The following is a 17150-nucleotide window of genomic DNA, read 5'->3' as shown; positions in this document are numbered from 1 at the left end:
GTCCGCGCCGTTTCGCCGGGGTGACGGCACGTCCGGGGCGCCGGCGTGCGCGACGAACGTCGGATTTCGCGGGTCGAACGGTCGCCCGCTCGTCCCGGTGCTCCGGCGGCCGGGCCGCGATCAGGCCTTCGTTACCGCGCTGACCTGCGACGATGTGCCAGTTGGCGGGGTTCCGTGACAGTTCCGTTCAGCGGGCGGCGCCGCCGCGCCGCGGACGGTGGTCGAAAACGCGAGAACGGCCCGGTCCAGTGGACCGGGCCGTCCCCTTCGTCAGGGGCGGAGCGGGTTCAGACGGGTACCGACACCAGCCGGCGGCCGTCCGCGGCGCGGACCTCGAAGTGGTCGAGCTGCGGCCGGGTCAGCGAGGTGCCGCCGTGGACGACCAGCGGATCGGGGTGACCCGCGACGCCGTACCCGGGCGACGGCACCGACCAGTTGGTCACCGGCTCCCGCTCGCCGCTCCTGGACACCGCCACCAGCGAGCAGACCAGCGGCCCGTCGACGCCGCTCAGCTGGAGCGCGACATGGGTGCCCCAGGCCTTGTCCTCCAGGCCGACCGTCCCCGTGACGCCGGTCACCGCCTCGGTGGCGGTGTGCTGTTCACCGGTCATCATCAGCATCGCGGCCGGGCTGGGCATCGAAGTGACCGGGCCGCCGGCCACCGGCCGACCGGAGCCGGACCACAGCGCGACGAAGGGCAGCGCGACCAGCAGCGCGGCGGCAGCGGTCAGCGCCGCCACGGTCCGCCAGGTCGCGCGGTGCCGCTCCCGGGCGACGTCCCGCAGCAGCTCGTGCAGCAGGTCGTCACCCGGCGGGCCTGCGACCGGCATGCGGCTCTCGCCGGCGACGGCGGGCTCCAGCGGCTGTCCGACGAGCGGGAGCAACAGGTCGCGCACCGACTGGAAGGATCCGATCTCGCTCAGGCACTGCTCGCAGCCGAGCAGGTGCTCCTCGAACCGGTCGGTCTCCGGCCCGTCCAGTCCGCCGAGTACGTAGGCGCCCAGGTCGGCGCAGGCGGGACTCCGGTTCACCGGGCCGACTCCTGCTCTTCGATCGCGAGGACAAGGCGGTGCAACCCGTAGTACAGACGGGACTTCACCGCTTGGGGCGGAACGCCGAGGGCCTCCGCGGCCTGCTGCACGGTCCGGCCCCTGAGGAAGGTCTCGACCAGGGCGTCCCGGTGCTCGGACGGCAGTCCGGCCAGCGTGTCCGCGATGACCGGCGGCCCGACGGGCGGCCGAGCGGGCTCGGGCTCGGCCGGGGCACCGCGGCGCCTTCGCAGCAGCCCGAACCGCGGGCGGGCGGCGGACCGCCGACGCAGCTCGTCGGCCAGCCGGCCGCCGATGTCGGCACCGGGCGCAGCGGCCGGGCGGCGCAGAGCGCCCATCAGGGCAGCCCGGAGCAGCGAACCGGCCCGCTCCCGGTCACCGTCCGCGAGTGCGAGGGCCTGCGGATAGGCCGCAGCGGCGTGCCGCGCGTACAGCTCGCGCACCAGCCGCTCCTGAGCATGCTTCATCAGCCTGACAATCTTCCGGGGCAGCGGTGGGAGCGCTCGGCCGGGCCGCCTCCCACTCGACGTCCTCTCACCTTACGGACGGGCCGGACGTCCGGTTCAGCGTGATCCCCGTCACGGTCTCGCCACTTCGCTCGCGCCACCGGTCGGCGGCAGGCGGACGTCCGGCCGGTGTCCAGTACCATCCCCGCGTGAGTCTGACAATCGGTTGAACGGCTCTCTTTTCAGGTCAAGGGCGAACAGACAGGGCAGGGCAGCGGCCAGCATGCGGAAGACCATGACGGAATCCCCCTCGGTGCCGCTGTTCGGACGTGACACGGAGCTGGCCCGGCTCACGGAGCTGCTGCCGCAGGCCCGGCGGGGGTACGGCGAGGCCGTGCTGATCGAGGGCGAGCCCGGGAGCGGCAAGACCACCCTCGTCCAGGCACTGGAGGCGGACGCGCTCGCGGCCGGCTTCACCCTCGTGCGCGGCTGTTGCGACGAGGCCGCCGGCGAGTTCCCGTTGCTGCCCGTGCTCGACGCGCTGGGCGTCCACCGCCGTGGCGAGGACGCCGCCCGCGCGGAGATCCGCCAGTTGCTGCGCACCGGCGCGGGGGCGAACCAGGACGCCATCCCGGCCCTGATCGAGCGTCTGCTGGGCCTGGTCGAGACGGCCTGCGAAGAACGCCCGGTGCTGCTCTTCATCGACGACCTCCAGTGGGTGGACGACGCCACCGCCATCTGGTGGCAGCGGCTCGCCCGGCAGGCCGACCAACTGCCGCTGCTGCTGGTCGGGGCGGTGCGCAGCCGGGCGGTCGGCGCCGCCGTCGACGCCCTGCGCCGCGGCCGCACCCGGCGCCAAGGCCCGCTGTTGCGCCTCGGCCCGCTGGACACCGCCGCGTTGACCGCGCTCGCCGAGCACCACCTCGGCGCACCCCCCGGCCCCAGGCTGACCCAGCTGCTGACGGGCACGGGTGGCAGCCCGCTGTGTGCCGTCGAGTTCCTCGGCCACGTCGGACGCGAGGGCCTCCTGCGGCCCGCCGCGGACGGCAGCCGAGCGGTCGACCTCGCCACCGAGCTGGTCGGTGCCACGCTGGCCGGAGCGGTCCGCAACCGCATCAGCCATCTCGGCCCCGAGGACCGCGAGTTCCTGCAGACCCTCAGCGTGCTCGGACCGGAGTTCGGCACCCAGGAGGCGCTGGCCGTCCTGGACGGCTCGGCCCGGGAGCTGGCGCCGAGGTTCACCGGCGCACAGGCGCTCGGCCTGATCGGCCTCCACGGCAGCACGACCGCCTTCCGCAACCCGCTGCTCCAGGAGCGGCTGTACGAGGACATCCCGCTCGCGCTCAGGGCGTCGCTGCACACCAGGGCCGCCGAGCGGCTGGAAGCCGCGGACGCCCCGCTGGACCGCGTGCTGCGGCAGCTGACCAAGGCCGCCGCCTTGTCGGACTCCTGGGCACCGCGAGGCAGTTGGTCGCGCACCTGGCTGCACGAGCACAGTGAGGCGCTGGTCAACCGGGCTCCCGCCATCGCCGTCGAGCTGCTTTCGCCGCTGCTCGACCCGGCGGCTCCGGACGGCCGGCTGTACCTGGCGGTGGTGAACGCCCTGCATCGGGTCCACCGGCTTGAGCAGGTGCCGGTGCTCTGCCGGCAGCTGCTGGCGTCCGACGCCGACCCCGCGACGGTCGGCGAGGCCAGCTTCCACCTGGCGATCCAACTGCACATTGCGGGGCGCCTCGTGGAGTCGGTCGACGTCATCGAGCAGGCTCTCTCGCGCGGTGACATCCCGCCGAGGTGGCTCGCCACGCTGCACGCCCAGCGCGGACCGATCGAGCACCACCTGGGACGGCCCGAGGCGGCGCAGCACCACCTCGACCGGGCGATCGAACTCGGCCGGTCCTGCGAGGCCTGGTTCGCGGTCGGCCTGGCCAACTGGTTCAGCGCGTTCTTCGCGGAGTCGGTGGACCCGCACCTCGCGCTGCAACGGATCGAGGACGCCATCGACGCGCTGCGCCGGGATCCGTCGGAGCGCTACACGCTGGTCATCGCGCTGTCGGGACGGCTCCGCGCGCTGCGCACCCTGGACCGCACCGCGGACATCGAGGACACCGTCGACTCGCTGCGGCGGACGACCGAGCACAGCGGCGGGGTCACCCCGCTCACCACCACGGTCGACCTGGCGAAGCTCCGCTTCCAGCAGGGCCGTTGGGACGAGGCGACGGCGGAGATCGACCATCTCGTCGACCAGGACACGGCCGAGCACTGGCTGCTCTTCGAGGTGCACGCGATGCTGGCCGCGATCGCGGCCCACCGGGGCGACGACGCGGCGCTGCGGCGCCACCTGGACCTCTGCGCCGACCGGCCGACCGGTGAGTTCGACTTCGACACCCGGCAGTTGCTGGCGCTGGCCAACGCGGTGGCGGCGGACCGGGCGGGCGATCGGAGCCGGGCGACCACAGCCCTGCTGGAGTGCCTGGACCCGGAGCGGATCCGCCAGCAGGGGATGCGCTTCCACTGGCTGCCGTACCTGGTCCGCTTCGCGCTGGCCGCAGGAGACCGTGCCGCCGCCGCCCACGCCGCCGAGGTCTGCCGTGCGGAGGCCGAGCACGCTGCGATCGTCTACTGGCAGCAGGCCGCCGCGCACTGCGAGGCCCTGCTCGCGGGCGACGCCGTCGCGCTGCTGGACGTGGCCGCGTACTACCAGCGCACCGAGCGCCCGCTGGAGCACGCCCAGACCCTGCAGGACGCGGCGCGCGCCTTCACCGCGTCCGGCGACCACCGGCAGGCCGAGGACGCGGCGGCCCGGGCCGCCGCCGAGTGCCGCCGGCTCGGGGTCCCGTACGGGGCGGACGCTCCGAGCGCCCGGCGCGAGTGGGGCTGGGAGTCGCTGACCGCCACCGAGCAGCGGATCGCCCGGATGGCCGCACAGGCGATGTCCAACCCCGGCATCGCGGCGGAACTCAACCTGCCGCGGCGCACGGTGCAGACCCACGTCTCGCGGATCCTCACCAAACTCGGGCTGCGCTCCCGGGTCGAGATCCCGCACCACATCCCGGCAGACCCGGCCGAGTGGTAGCCGGGCACCTCACCCGCCGGTCGGGGACTCCTCCCGGCGCACGAGTGCCTGGGCGATGGCGACCCGCGAGGTGGCACCGAGCTTGCCCAGGATGCCGGAGACGTGGGTCTGCACCGTCCGCGCGGAGATGCCCAGCCGTTCCGCGATCTGCGGATTGGACAGGCCGCGGCCCGCCAGGTGGGCCACCGTCAGCTCGGTCGGAGTCAGCGCCTCCCAGCCGGCCGCCGCGCGCCCACGGCCCGTCCGGCGCCGGGGCACCGCCTCGACACCCGCCGCGCGCAACCGCTGCTCGGCCCGGCGGGCCTCCGCCAGAGCGCCCAGGTCCCGGTACAGCTGGAGCGCCTCGGCGAGGGTCATGCGGGCCGACGCGGTCTGCCCGGTGGCCGCCCGGAGCGCGGCCAGGTCCTCCAGCACCCAGGCCAGCTGCGTGCGCCGCCCGGCCGACCGGAAGTACTCGGCCACCGCACACAGCCGCGCGTCGTCCGCCGCGACCAGCGCCTCGCACCAGGCCAGCACCCACACCCGGTGCGGGAGCGGCTGCGCGGTCGCCGACTCCCGGGCGAAGCCGACGAACCGCTCGGCAAGTTCGAGGTGGTCGCAGTCCAGCGCGTAGCGCACCGCCCGGGGACACCAGACCAGGCGGTACGCCGCTCCCGGAGCGCGTTCGGCGGTCAGTTCCCCCTCCAAAGCTCGCAGGGCGCGGGCGGAGTCCCCCGCCCGTTCGGCCGCGATCGCCTCGGCGGCCCGCAGCAGCGTCGCGCTACGCCCGACGGCCCGGGCCCCCGCCACCTGCTGCGCCAGCCGCAGCTGCGCCGACGCGCCCTCCGGCTGCGCGCACACCGCCTGCTGGACGGCGTAGGCACAGTGCGCGCTCAGCATGGGCTGCGGCTCGTCAGGGCGGCACAGTTCGGCGAGTTCGCCCCCGGCGAGGTCCCAGGCGCCGTTGCGCAGGTGCAGCGCGAATCCGGCGACCGCCGTCCACCGGGAGTTGTGGGTGCGCGACCGCGTGGCCGACGCATTGGCCCGGGCCTGTGCGGCGTCCGACTGTACCCGCTTGTCCGACTCGCCCAGCAGGTCGGCGAGTTCGGAGAGCACCACCGCGCGCAGCTCCGGCCGGCCGTCCTCAGGGCCGGACAGCACGTCGTCGGCCTGCGACAGCAGCGCGAGCGCCCGCTCGTCGTCGCCCGCCGCCCGCGCGGCGACGGCCCGGCACAGCATCAGCCCGCCCGAGGCCCACGGGTCGCCGGACGCGCGCACCAGGGCGTCGGCGGTGGCCTCGGCGGCGGCGAGCCGGTGCTCGACGGGCTCGCCGAGCACCATGAGCGAGTAGACCAGGCAGGCGGCCAGCCGGGCCCGCAACGCAGGCGGCACGCCGTCCCTGGTCAGCTGCTCCTCGCACAGCCGGCCGGCCTCGGTGTGGCCGCCGACCAGGTGCAGGCTGCGGGCGAGGTCCCACGCCACCTCGGCCGTGAGCACCGGGTCAGCCGTCGAGGCGACGATGTTCCGGGCCAGTTCCAGCGCCTGGTCGTACCTCCGGGCGCGGAGCATCGCCCGGGCGAGCGCGGCCTGCAGCACCTTGGCCCGGTCGTCCAGCTGCCCGTCCCCGGCCGCCGCGCGCAGCACCGGCACGGCGAGCTCGGGGGCCTGCTCGACCAGGACGGAGGCGTGCTGCCGAACCCAGCCGACCGCCCAGCCGTCCAGCACCGGCCCGGCCTGTTCCAGCTGTTCGGCGACCCGCACCGGCTCGGCACCGGACCCGGCGAGCCGGCGCGCCGTGTCCACGTGCATCGACCAGCGCAGCACGTCCGGAACACTCTCCCGGATACCGCGCCACAGCATCGGGTGCCGGAAGGTCAGACCGTCCTCGGACTCGGCCAGCAGCCCCGCCGACACGGCCTCCCGCACCGCGCCCACCAGCTCGGTCGTGGACTGCCCGGTGACCGCCGCGAGATCCGCCATCCGGGCTCGCCGCCCGAGCAGCGCCGCCTCCCGCACGGCCATGGCTGCCCCCGGCGACAGCTCGGCCAGCCGCAGCTCGGCCAGCTCGGTGAAGGCCGGCACCGCCCCGCCCTCGGCCAGCTCCACCGCCGCTGCGCCACGGCGCAGCCCGCCCTGGCGGTCCAGCACGTCGAGGAGCTCCAGCAGGTAGCCGGGGTTGCCGCCGGCCTGCGCCAGCAGCGTGGTCAGGCTCTCGCCGGCCGCCGCGCCCAGCCGATGGCCGGCCAGCGCCAGGACGGCCTCCGACGGCAACGGCCCCAGCTCGATCACGTCGCCGGCCAGTCGGGCGGCCACGACCAGCGACTCGACCGGCCGGGACCACAGCCTGTGCCGTACCCCGGCCACCAGCAGCAGCGGCAGGTCCTCGGCCGCGCGGGCCAGCCGGCGCCAGAGCGCGACGGAAGCGTCGTCCAGCCACTGGGCGTCGTCGATCACCAGTGCCAGCGGGCCCCGGGCACACTGCTCCTCGACCGCCTCCAGCAGCAGGCCGCTGGTGGCGGCGAGCGACACCGCGCCACCGGCGGTACGAGCCAGCTCGGCCAGGTCGGGGCTGGAGCGGTAGAGCGCGCGGCCGTCCCCGGTACGGCACTCCAGGAAGGGCAGCAGCGGCAACCGTCGCCCGAGCTCGTCCGCCGCGCCGAGCCAGACCGGCACGCCCGTCCGGGCCGGCTCGGCCAGAGCGGACGACACCAGGCTGGTCACGCCGGCACCGACCTCACCGGTGACGAGCACCGCGCCACCGGAACCGGCCAGCGCCCGGTCCACCCGCTTGCGCAGGTCGGCCGCTTCGCGCTCCCGGCCGAACAACACCGAGGCCGTGCGTGCCACGCCCTCGCGGCGCGCCGACTCGATGCCCGGCGGGGTGAGAACGACGTCCAAACGGAACTCCTCAGCGGTACGGCGGAGCCTCGGCGCGGCCCGGCCGAACCCGCCCACGCTGCTCCCGGCCCTCATCCTCGGATGAGCGGCACCCGGCCGGCATCCGGGGAAACACGTAATCGGGCCGGACCCGACGGACTACGTGTGCGCCGCCGAAGCCACCACGGTCCGTCAGCCGTCGCGCCGGACCACCCAGACCGCGACCTGGGCCCGCGAGCCGAGGTCCAGCTTGGTCATGATGCGGCTGACGTGGGTCTCCACCGTGCGCTGCGAGAGCACCAGGCGCTCGGCGATCTCCCGGTTGCCGAGGCCCTGCGCGACCAGCCCGGCGACCTCCTGCTCGCGCGGGCTCAGGCCGTTGCCCGAGGTGCGGGCGGCGGGAACCGGCGGCTCGGTGTCGCTCAGGGCGAGCTGGACTGCCCCGTCCTGGTCCAGCCGGGTGCCGGCGTGGAAGGCCTCGGCGAACAGCCGCTCGCCGAGCTGGGCGCGGGAACGCCGTACCGCCTCCTCGTAGTACGCCACCATGTCCTGGAAGCCGAACTCCAGCGCGCCGACGGACTGCCAGATCGGTTCGGTCGACCCCAGAAGCCGGGCGGCGAACTCCGCCTTCCCGCCCGCCGCGGCGATCCACCCGAGGATGTCGACCGCCATCGCCAGGCCCAGCGAGTCGCGGAACGGCGCCCGCAGCCGGACGCTGTGCAGTGCCAGGGCCTTCGCCGAGCCCAGATCGCCCGCGCGCCAGGCCGCGAGGCTCAGCATGTAGAGCGCGTAGGACCTGCACCACTGCTCACCCTGCCCCTCCGCGACCTCCCGGCTCTCCTGCGCCACCGCCGCCGACCGCTGGCCGTCGCCGAGGAAGGAGAGCACCGGGGACCACATGTAGAGGCTCTTGCCGAGCCCCAGCAGGTTGCCGGCCGCGCGGTGCAGCCGCACGGCGTCCTCGATCAGCGCGGACGCCTGTCGGAGGTCGCCGCCGCCGAACATCAGCGCGAGCCCGCGGTACTGGCGGGCCCAGGCGAGCCGCTCCTGGTCGTCCAGTTCGGCCGCCATGTCCTCGCACTCCGTCAGCAGGGCCGTCCCGGTGGGGATGTCGCCCTGCAGCACGGCGAGCGAGCCCGAACTCCACAGCGCGCCGGCCCGGGCGGTGGTCCGGGCCGGACCGGCCGCGAGCATCCGGTCGAGCCACTGGCGGCCCTCGCTCAGGAAGCCGCAGCAGACCCAGTACGGCCACAGGTTCGCCGCCAGTTCCAGCCCGGCGACGTCTCCGGCCGGCCCGACCGCGCACACCTCCAGCGCGCCACGCAGGTTGGCGTGTTCCGCGCGCAGCCGGTTCGCCCAGGTCAGCTGCTCGGCGCCGAACCACTCGGCGGTGGCCCGGGCTGCCAGCGCTCGGTAGTGGTCCCGGTACCGGAGCAACAGAGCCGATTCGCCGCCGGACTCCGCCAGCCGGGCCCGTCCGAACTCCCGGATGGACTCCAGCATCCGGTACCGCCGGCCACCGCCCGGGCCGGAGCCCTCGGTCAGCAGGACCGACTTGTCGATCAGGGCCGCGACCAGGTCGAGCACCTCGTCCGGTTCGATCCCGTCGCCGGAGCAGACCTCGGCCGCCGCGGTCAGGTCGAAGCTCCCGGCGAACACCGACAGCCGGGACCACAGCAGTTGCTCCTGCGCCGAGCACAACTGGTAGCTCCAGTCCACCAGCGCGCCGAGGGTCTGCTGCCGGGGCAGCCCGGCCCGGTTGCCGCCCTTGAGCAGCGCGAAGCGGTCCTCCAGGCGCTCCAGCAGCTGGTCGACGTCCAGCACCCGCAGCCGGGCGGCGGCGAGCTCGATGGCCAGCGGCAGACCGTCGAGCCGCAGGCAGAGCCGCGCGACGGTGGTGCGGTTCCGCTCGGTCAGCGTGAACTCCGGGTCCACCGCGCGGGCCCGGTCGAGGAACAGGCTCGGGGCCTCCCACTCGGCCAGTTCGGCCGGCGCCGGCAGCTGCGCCAGCGGCGGCGAGGCCAGCGGAGGTACGGGCAGGACGTGCTCGCCGGTGAAGCCGAGCAGGTGCCGGCTGGTCGCCAGGACGTGCGCCTGCGGGCAGGCCCGGAGCAGCTCCAGCACGAAGGCGGCCGCCGCCTCCAGCAGGTGCTCGCAGTTGTCCAGCACGAGCAGGATCCGGCGGTCCTTCAGGTGGTCGATCAGGGCCGGCAGCGGTCCGCGCACCGACTGCGGCAGCCCGAAGACGTCGGCGACGGCCTGGGCCAGCAGCCACGGCTCGGCCAACGCGGCCAGTTCCAGCACCCACACGCCGTCCGGGAACCCGGCCCGCAGCTCCGCCGCCGACCGCAGCGCCAGCCGGGTCTTGCCGACCCCGCCGACACCGGTCAGGGTCACGATCCGAGCGGACGACAGCAGCCGGCGGACCTGGTCGAGCTCACGCCGACGGCCGACGAAGCTGGTGAAATCCTCCGGGAGGTTTCCGCTCATCGGATCCGTGACGTGATTTCGCATACGGCACAGTTACCCCGGTCGGCGATCGTATGTCCAATCTCCACCGGGACCGTCACGAGGCGGTACAGGCGGCCCGGACGGCGGCGCCGCGTGGTGGGCGTGCGTCCTGGTGGAGACGTTCCTCGTGGTGGACGACTACGACGTGGTGAGCACCGGCTCGGCGCAGCAGCTGCCGGCCGGACGGGCTCTGCACATCACCCGGCGCCGGAGTGTCCGGGTGCGGACGGCGCTCGTGCCGACGGAGGAGGGCGACTGAGCAGCGGTGGGTGAACCCGCGGCGGTGCCGGCTCGTCAAGAGTCTGCGTGTGCAGCGGCGCTCGCCCGTACGTTCGTCGGGCGGCCACCGCACGCACGTGAGAACGACCGACGTGCGCCGGGCTTCCCGAGGCCCGGCTGCCCTCTCCTGAGGAGCCGATTGCCGTGACGACGAAGTCCGCCACCGAGCGCTACCGCGCAGTGCGGGATGTGCTGTTGCAGATGACGGGAGACCACGAGACCGCGCTGGAGGAGTTCCACTGGCCCGCCCTCGAAGGGCGGTTCAACTGGGCGGTCGACTGGTTCGACGTGCTCGCCCGGGGCAACGACGCGACCGCGCTGTGGATCGTGGAGGAAGACGGCGGCGAGGCGAAGTACAGCTTCGACGAGTTGGCCCGGCGCTCTGACCAGGTCGCCCACTGGCTGGCCGGTCAGGGCGTACGTCAGGGCGACCGGGTGCTGCTGATGCTGGGCAACCAGGTCGAGCTGTGGGAGTCCATGCTCGCCGTGATGAAGCTCGGCGCGGTCATCATGCCGACCACCAGCGCGCTCGGGCCGGTCGACCTGGCGGACCGGATCGAGCGCGGCGGTGCCCGGTACGTGATCGCCAATGCCGCCGACACCGCCAAGTTCGACGCGGTGCCGGGCGCGTACACCCGCGTCGTGGTCGGCGCGCCGGTGCCGGGCTGGGCGACGTTCGCCGACGCGTACCAGCTCGTCGGGCAGCAGCCGTTCGAGGCGGTGACCTCGGCTGATGATCCGCTGCTGGTCTACTTCACCTCGGGTACGACGAGTCGGCCGAAGATGGTCGAGCACACCCAGACCTCCTACCCGGTCGGGCATCTGACGACCATGTACTGGATAGGGCTGCGTCCGGGCGACGTGCACCTGAACATCAGCTCCCCGGGCTGGGCGAAGCACGCCTGGAGCTGCTTCTTCGCGCCGTGGATCGCCGAGGCGACGATCTTCGTCTACAACTACGCCCGGTTCGACGCCGCGCGGCTGGTGGAGCAACTGCGCCGGGCAGAGGTCACGACCTTCTGCGCCCCGCCGACCGTCTGGCGGATGCTGATCCAGACCGACCTCTCCTCGGGCCCGGGCGCGCTGCGCGAACTCGTGGCTGCGGGCGAGCCGCTCAACCCCGAGGTGATCGCCCAGATCGAACGGGCGTGGGGGCTGACCATCCGGGACGGCTTCGGGCAGACCGAGACCACCCTGCTGGTCGGCAACACGCCCGGCGCCCGGGTGAAGCCCGGCTCGATGGGCCGGCCGCTGCCAGGCGTGCCCGTGGTACTCGTCGACCCGGTCAGCGGTGTGCCCGCTGACGAGGGCGAGCTCTGCCTGGACCTCTCCCGGACTCCCGTCAACCTGATGACCGGCTACCTCGGCGACCCCGAGCGCAATGCCGAGGTGACGGCCGGCGGCTTCTACCGTACGGGCGATGTCGCCGTCCGCGACGCCGAGGGCTGGATCACCTACATCGGCCGCAGCGACGACGTGTTCAAGGCCTCGGACTACAAGGTCTCCCCGTTCGAGCTGGAGAGCGTCCTCATCGAGCACCCGGCCGTGGCCGAGGCCGCCGTGGTGCCCGCACCCGACCCGGTGCGGCTGGCCGTGCCGAAGGCGTACGTCGCGCTCGCGCCCGGCTGGGAGCCCACCCGGGAGACCGCGTTGGCGATCCTGCGGCACGCCCGCGAGCAGCTCCCGCCCTACCTGCGGGTGCGCCGGGTGGAGTTCCACCCGCTGCCCAAGACCATCTCCGGCAAGATCCGCCGGGTCGAGCTCCGCGAGCGCGAGCAGCACACGACGACGAACGAACACGAGTGGCGCGACGAGCAGTTCCCCGAACTCCGGGGCTGATCCGCTGAACGCGGCGGCCGCGGCCCTCGTAACAGGTGTGCCGGAACGGACTACCAACCGAAGGAGACAACCGTGCGGGCAGCGTACATCGAGGCGTACGGAGCCATCGACGACGTCGTACGAGTCGGCGAGCGACCCGAGCCGACCGTCGGTGCCACCGAGGTGCTCATCGGCGTCCGCCGCGCGAGCGTGAACCCGATCGACCACATCGTCGCGTCCGGGGCCCTGCAGGCCGTGAACCCGGTCGCGATGCCGCTGGTGCTCGGCAACGATGCGGCCGGGGTGGTCGTCGCGACGGGCGAGGCGGTGACCCGGTTCGAGATCGGCGACGAGGTCTACTCCCGAGTCCACCCGACCACCTCCGGCGCCTTCGCCGACTACGTGGCCGTCGAGCAGGACCTCGTCGCGCTCAAGCCGGCGAGCCTCGACTTCGACGAGGCGGCGTCGCTGCCGCTGGTCGCGCTGACGGCCTGGCAGGGCCTGGTCGAGCGGGCCGGCCTGAGCGCCGGGCAGAAGGTGCTGATCCACGCGGGGTCGGGCGGCGTAGGCTCGATCGCCATCCAACTGGCCCGGCACCTGGGTGCCCGGATCACCACCACGGTCTCCGCCGACGCGGCGGAGCAGGCCCGCGAGCACGGCGCTCACCAGGTCGTCGACTACCGGACGCGGAAGTTCGAGGAGGTCGACGGCGAATTCGACGTGGTGCTGGACACCCTCGGCGGCGAGACGCAGGAGCGCTCCTACGGCGTGCTGAAGCGCGGCGGCGTGCTCGTCTCCACCGTGTTCGTCCCGAAGGCCCAGGAGATGGCCGCGCGCCACGGCATCCGGGTCGAGCCGTTCTTCATGCGGCCGAGCGGTGAGCAGTTGGAGAAGCTCGCCGCCCTGGTCGACGTCGGCGCCGTACGGCCGTACCTCGACCGGTCGTACGACCTGGACGAGACCATGGACGCGCTGCGCTACAGCGCCTCGAAGCGTGCCAAGGGGAAGATCGTGATCAACGTCTCCTGATCAGCTTCCCCCACCCCCACCCGACCGCCCGGCTCGCGCCGGGCGGTCGGCGTTTTCGTGCCCGGACCAGCGCCGGGCAGTCGGTACCTCCACGGCCGGCCGGGAGCCGAGCGGTCGGCGTTCAACGCCCGGCTCATGCCCGACGGACGGCCTCTCACGGCCGGTGCCCGGCCCGAACTGCGGCGGGACGTCCGCCGGTTCCCGCGCGTCCGAATCACAGCAAGACGCCCGCCGGTTCTCCGAGGAGAACCGGCGGGCGTCGGGACTTCGGGGCCTTGCGCCCCGGCTTTCCCTCAGTCGCCGAACCGGATCGAGGCGATCTTCTTGTCGAAGCCGATCTTGGAAAGGTCCGGGATGCTGCTGGTCACGACGGCCGAGGTGCCGGTGCAGTCGCGGCCGGTCCAGATCTTGACCGGGCCGCCGCTGAGGTCCAGGGACAGCGCCAGGTCACCGCGGCCGGTGTTCTTGCAGCCCGGGCCGGCGATGTTCTCGGAGGCGTCGGGCTCGGTGAAGTTGAGGCCGCTGTCCAGGGTGACCACGCCGTTTCCGAGGGCCACCGGGGAGGCAGCCGGGCTGGACGGCGCGGCGGCGCTCGGCGTACCGGCGGGAGCGCTCGCCGGCGAGGAGGCTGCGCTCGCCGGCGAGGAGGCGGACGCGGAGGCGCCGGCGCTCGGCGCGGCGGAGGAGGTGGCGCCCGTACCCTCCGTCGGGCGCAGGACCTTCCCACCGTGCGGGGAGACCGCGAACCAGGTACCGCCGACACCTTCACCGTTGGTCTGCCCTGCGGCGGTGTCCTTGCTGAAGCGATAGACCGGCCAACCCCCGATGGTGACCTGACGGGTTCCGTCGGCGCGGTCCACGATTCCGATCTCCGAGGTGGGCACGCCGTCGACGAAGATCCGCGAACCGGGCTGCACCAGGATCGGCGGCCAAGTGGTGGCGCAGGCGTCGTTGCAGTTGGACTTGGACGGCTTCGTGGTGTCCTTGTCGAACCGGTACAGCGTGAAGCCCGCGCCGTCGTGCACGATCGGGCTGAGCCCACCGGCCGAACCGGCCGTCAGCTGCACCCACTTCATCGCCTCGGGGCTGTTGCGCGGCCCGTTGTACATGTCACCGGTGTTCGGCGGCGCGTCGTGCTGCTTGGCAGTGCCGTTCTGGTAGTCCAGCTGGGTGTTGGTGTCCGTACCCTGCGGGGACTGGCCGGCCTTGCCACCCTCCGGCGTCACGGCGAACCAAGTGCCGCCCACGCCTTGGCCGTTGGCCTGGCCGGGCGCGGTGTCCTTGCTGAAGCGGTACACCGGCCAGCCGCCGATCGTGATCTGGAGGGCGCCGTCGTCCCGCTTGACGACGCCGATGTCCGCCCGGGACACGCCGTCCAGGAAGATCCGCGAGCCCGGCTGGACGAGGACCGGCGGCCAGGTGGTGGCGCAGGCGTCGTTGCAGTTGGACTTGGACGGCTTCGTGGTGTCCTTGTCGAACCGGTAGAGCGTGAAGCCGGCGGCGTTGTGGACGACCGGGTTGAGCACGCCCGCCGCCCCGGCGCTGAGCTGCACCCACTTCATCGCGGCCGGCGAGTTCGCGGGGCCGTCGGCGAAGTCGCCAGTGCCGGCGGGGGCGTTGTTCTCCTGCGCCGTACCCGGCACGTAGTTGACGGGGCTGGACGCCGTCGCGCTGTCGGCCGGCTGGGGCTTCGCGGCCGTTCCGCTCGGCGAACAGCCCGTCATTGCCGCCGCGCCCACTGCCAGGGCTGCCGCGAGTACCGCTGCGCGTGCTCGGATCATGTCGTTCCCTCGGTAGTCCGTCGGCCGCCTGTTGCGGTGGCAGCCGTCCGGCGATTTGACGGAACCGGTCCGCGAATTCCTCAACCGCGCCCCAACTCCGGCATGTGAGGTAGGTCACCCAGGGGTTCGATCAACTGTCGTGGGCAGGAACGCCGTTGGGGCGTGGTCTCCCTCGGGGTGAGCCTGCTGGTCGCCGGCCTCGTCGTGGTCGTCCCGCGCGGGCGTCGGCGCGGTTGGCGGCCTGGACGGCTCTCCGGGCAATGAGCTCCTCCACTGCCTGAACCCGAGCCGGTGCACCGTCGTAAGGGTGGGCATGCGCCGGCCGGGAGAGCCCGACCGAGCGGATGCCGGATCAGAAACACGGAGGCTGCACAGATGTCAACGGAAGTCCGTCGAACCAGCGGGGAAGAGGTGTCGCGCAGCCTGCCGCCGGTGACACCGGAACGGGTGCTCGCCGGGCTGGCCCTGGCCGTGCCGGTGGTCACGGTGCTGTGGGTCTCCTCCTACGCCAAGCTGACGCCGGCGTTCGGCGGGATGCCGTTCTTCTACTGGTACCAGATTCTGTGGATCCCGGTGTCGGCCGTGTTCACCGGTGCGGCGTACCTGCTGCTCGGGCGGGACGAGAAGCAGCGCAAGGCTGTCCGGGGCGGTGATGTGTGATGAGCGATCACGTCAATGTGCCGGCCCTCGTGGTGTTCGTGCTGTTCTTCCTGCTGGTGACGGCGCTCGGCTTCCTCGCCGCGCGCTGGCGCAAGGCGGACAACGCGCTGCACCTGCACGAGTGGGGCCTGGGCGGGCGTTCCTTCGGGACGTGGGTCACCTGGTTCCTGCTCGGCGGTGACCTGTACACCGCGTACACCTTCATAGCCGTCCCGGCGGCGATCTACGGCACGGGTGCGGCGGGCTTCTTCGCGGTGCCGTACACGATCATCGCGTACCCGCTCGTGTTCCTGTTCCTGCCCCGGCTGTGGTCGGTGGCCCGGGTGCACGGCTATGTGACCCCGGCGGACTTCGTGCGCGGGCGGTACGGCTCCAAGGCGCTGTCGCTGGCGGTGGCGGTGACCGGCATCCTGGCGACCATGCCGTACATCGCGCTCCAACTGGTCGGCATCCAGGCGGTGCTGGACGTGCTCGGGGTCGGCGGCAGCGGGAACTGGTTCATGAAGGACCTGCCGCTGTTCCTCGCCTTCGCCGTCCTCGCCGCGTACACCTACTCCTCGGGTCTGCGGGCGCCGGCGCTGATCGCCTTCGTCAAGGACACCCTGGTGTACATCGTGATCATCGTCGCGGTGGTCTACCTCCCGATGAAGCTGGGCGGCTACGGGCACATCTTCGACGCGGCGGCGACCAAGTTCAGCACGGTCAGCCCCGTCACCCACAAGCCGACCGGCTCGATGGTGACCGGCCCGAACGCCCAGTGGGCGTATGCCACGCTGGCGCTCGGCTCCGCGATGGCGCTGTTCATGTACCCGCACACCGTCACCGGCGTGCTGGCCGCCAAGTCGCGCAAGACCGTGCGCCGGAACATGGCGCTCCTGCCCGCCTACTCGCTGATGCTCGGCTTGCTGGCGCTGCTCGGCTTCATGGCGATCGCGGCCGGCGTGGGCAAGGACGTCAAGGGCTACAACGCCCAGCTCGCGGTGCCGCAGCTGTTCGACCAGCTGTTCCCGGGCTGGTTCACCGGCGTGGCCTTCGCGGCGATCGGCATCGGCGCGCTGGTCCCGGCGGCGATCATGTCGATCGCCGCGGCCAACCTGTTCACCCGGAACATCTACAAGGAGTTCCTGAAGCCGAACGCCACGCCCGAGCAGGAGACCAAGGTCGCCAAGATCGCCTCGCTGCTGGTCAAGGTCGGCGCGCTGGCCTTTGTGCTCGGCATGGACAAGCAGTTCGCGATCAACCTCCAGCTGCTGGGCGGCCTGTGGATCCTGCAGACCCTGCCGGCTGTCGCCGTGGGCCTGTTCACCCGGTGGTTCCACCGCTGGGCGCTGCTGGCCGGCTGGGCGGTCGGCATGGCCTACGGCACCTGGCAGGCGTACGGGATCGCCACGCCCGCCACCAAGCACTTCGGCGGCAGCACCACGCTGATCCCGCTGATCGGCCAGAACGGCTACATCGGCCTGACCGCCTTCGTGCTCAACCTCCTGGTCGCCGCCGTGCTCACCGTCCTGTTCCGCCTCGCGCGGACTCCGCAGGGCACCGACGAGACCAGCCCGGAGGACTACCGGGCCGAAGCGGAGACTCCCGAGCCGACGCCGGGTCCGGCCCCGGCCATGGCCGACTGACCCGCTGCGGCGGGCCGGGTGCG

Annotated in this window: 11 protein-coding genes; 6 read left to right on the top strand and 5 right to left on the bottom strand. The window is 73.1% G+C overall.

The window, feature by feature from the left end:
* Nucleotides 1-287: 287 nt before the first annotated feature.
* Nucleotides 288-1031 (bottom strand): anti-sigma factor family protein, encoded by a 744-nt coding sequence (locus ACFQ87_RS09525; RefSeq protein WP_380610046.1) that lies wholly within the window; start codon nt 1029-1031, stop codon nt 288-290.
* Nucleotides 1028-1516 (bottom strand): sigma factor-like helix-turn-helix DNA-binding protein, encoded by a 489-nt coding sequence (locus ACFQ87_RS09520; RefSeq protein ID WP_380610045.1) that lies wholly within the window; start codon nt 1514-1516, stop codon nt 1028-1030. The genes ACFQ87_RS09525 and ACFQ87_RS09520 overlap by 4 nt, the downstream gene beginning before the upstream one ends.
* A 274-nt stretch (nt 1517-1790) precedes the next feature.
* Here ACFQ87_RS09520 and ACFQ87_RS09515 point away from each other — a divergent pair, with 274 nt between their 5' ends.
* Nucleotides 1791-4568 carry an ATP-binding protein gene (locus ACFQ87_RS09515; protein WP_380610044.1) on the top strand — a complete coding sequence of 926 codons (2778 nt, stop codon included), beginning with the start codon at nt 1791-1793 and terminating at the stop codon, nt 4566-4568.
* A 9-nt stretch (nt 4569-4577) separates the two neighbouring features.
* Here ACFQ87_RS09515 and ACFQ87_RS09510 read toward each other — a convergent pair whose 3' ends face one another.
* The gene (locus ACFQ87_RS09510) at nt 4578-7445 is read right to left on the bottom strand and encodes a helix-turn-helix transcriptional regulator (RefSeq protein WP_380610043.1); all 2868 of its coding nucleotides are present in this window, start codon (nt 7443-7445) and stop codon (nt 4578-4580) included.
* A 171-nt stretch (nt 7446-7616) separates the two neighbouring features.
* The gene (locus ACFQ87_RS09505; protein WP_380610042.1) at nt 7617-9914 is read right to left on the bottom strand and encodes an ATP-binding protein; all 2298 of its coding nucleotides are present in this window, start codon (nt 9912-9914) and stop codon (nt 7617-7619) included.
* A gap of 133 nt (nt 9915-10047) precedes the next feature.
* On the opposite strand from ACFQ87_RS09505, the gene ACFQ87_RS09500 reads away from it, so the two are divergent.
* The 3 genes from ACFQ87_RS09500 (at nt 10048) to ACFQ87_RS09490 (ending at nt 13061) form a co-directional block, all read left to right on the top strand.
* Nucleotides 10048-10194, top strand: a complete 147-nt coding sequence (locus ACFQ87_RS09500; protein WP_380610041.1) for a hypothetical protein — start codon at nt 10048-10050, stop codon at nt 10192-10194.
* Nucleotides 10195-10415: 221 nt separating this feature from the next.
* Nucleotides 10416-12053, top strand: coding sequence for an AMP-binding protein (locus ACFQ87_RS09495; RefSeq protein ID WP_380610151.1), 1638 nt, complete (start codon nt 10416-10418; stop codon nt 12051-12053).
* Between the two features lie 72 nt (nt 12054-12125).
* On the top strand, nt 12126-13061 hold the full coding sequence (locus tag ACFQ87_RS09490) for an NADP-dependent oxidoreductase (RefSeq protein WP_380610040.1): 936 nt from the start codon (nt 12126-12128) through the stop codon (nt 13059-13061).
* A gap of 293 nt (nt 13062-13354) precedes the next feature.
* On the opposite strand, the gene ACFQ87_RS09485 is transcribed toward ACFQ87_RS09490, so the two are convergent.
* Nucleotides 13355-14842 carry a hypothetical protein gene (locus tag ACFQ87_RS09485; protein ID WP_380610039.1) on the bottom strand — a complete coding sequence of 496 codons (1488 nt, stop codon included), beginning with the start codon at nt 14840-14842 and terminating at the stop codon, nt 13355-13357.
* A gap of 375 nt (nt 14843-15217) precedes the next feature.
* On the opposite strand from ACFQ87_RS09485, the gene ACFQ87_RS09480 reads away from it, so the two are divergent.
* Nucleotides 15218-15502 carry a DUF3311 domain-containing protein gene (locus ACFQ87_RS09480; RefSeq protein WP_380610038.1) on the top strand — a complete coding sequence of 95 codons (285 nt, stop codon included), beginning with the start codon at nt 15218-15220 and terminating at the stop codon, nt 15500-15502.
* Nucleotides 15502-17127 carry a monocarboxylate uptake permease MctP gene (gene mctP, locus ACFQ87_RS09475; RefSeq protein ID WP_380610037.1) on the top strand — a complete coding sequence of 542 codons (1626 nt, stop codon included), beginning with the start codon at nt 15502-15504 and terminating at the stop codon, nt 17125-17127. The genes ACFQ87_RS09480 and mctP overlap by 1 nt, the downstream gene beginning before the upstream one ends.
* Nucleotides 17128-17150: the final 23 nt, after the last annotated feature.

This window comes from Kitasatospora sp. NPDC056531 (assembly GCF_042794375.1).
Lineage (GTDB): Bacteria > Actinomycetota > Actinomycetes > Streptomycetales > Streptomycetaceae > Kitasatospora.
This window is presented reverse-complemented; position numbering and strand designations above follow the sequence as displayed.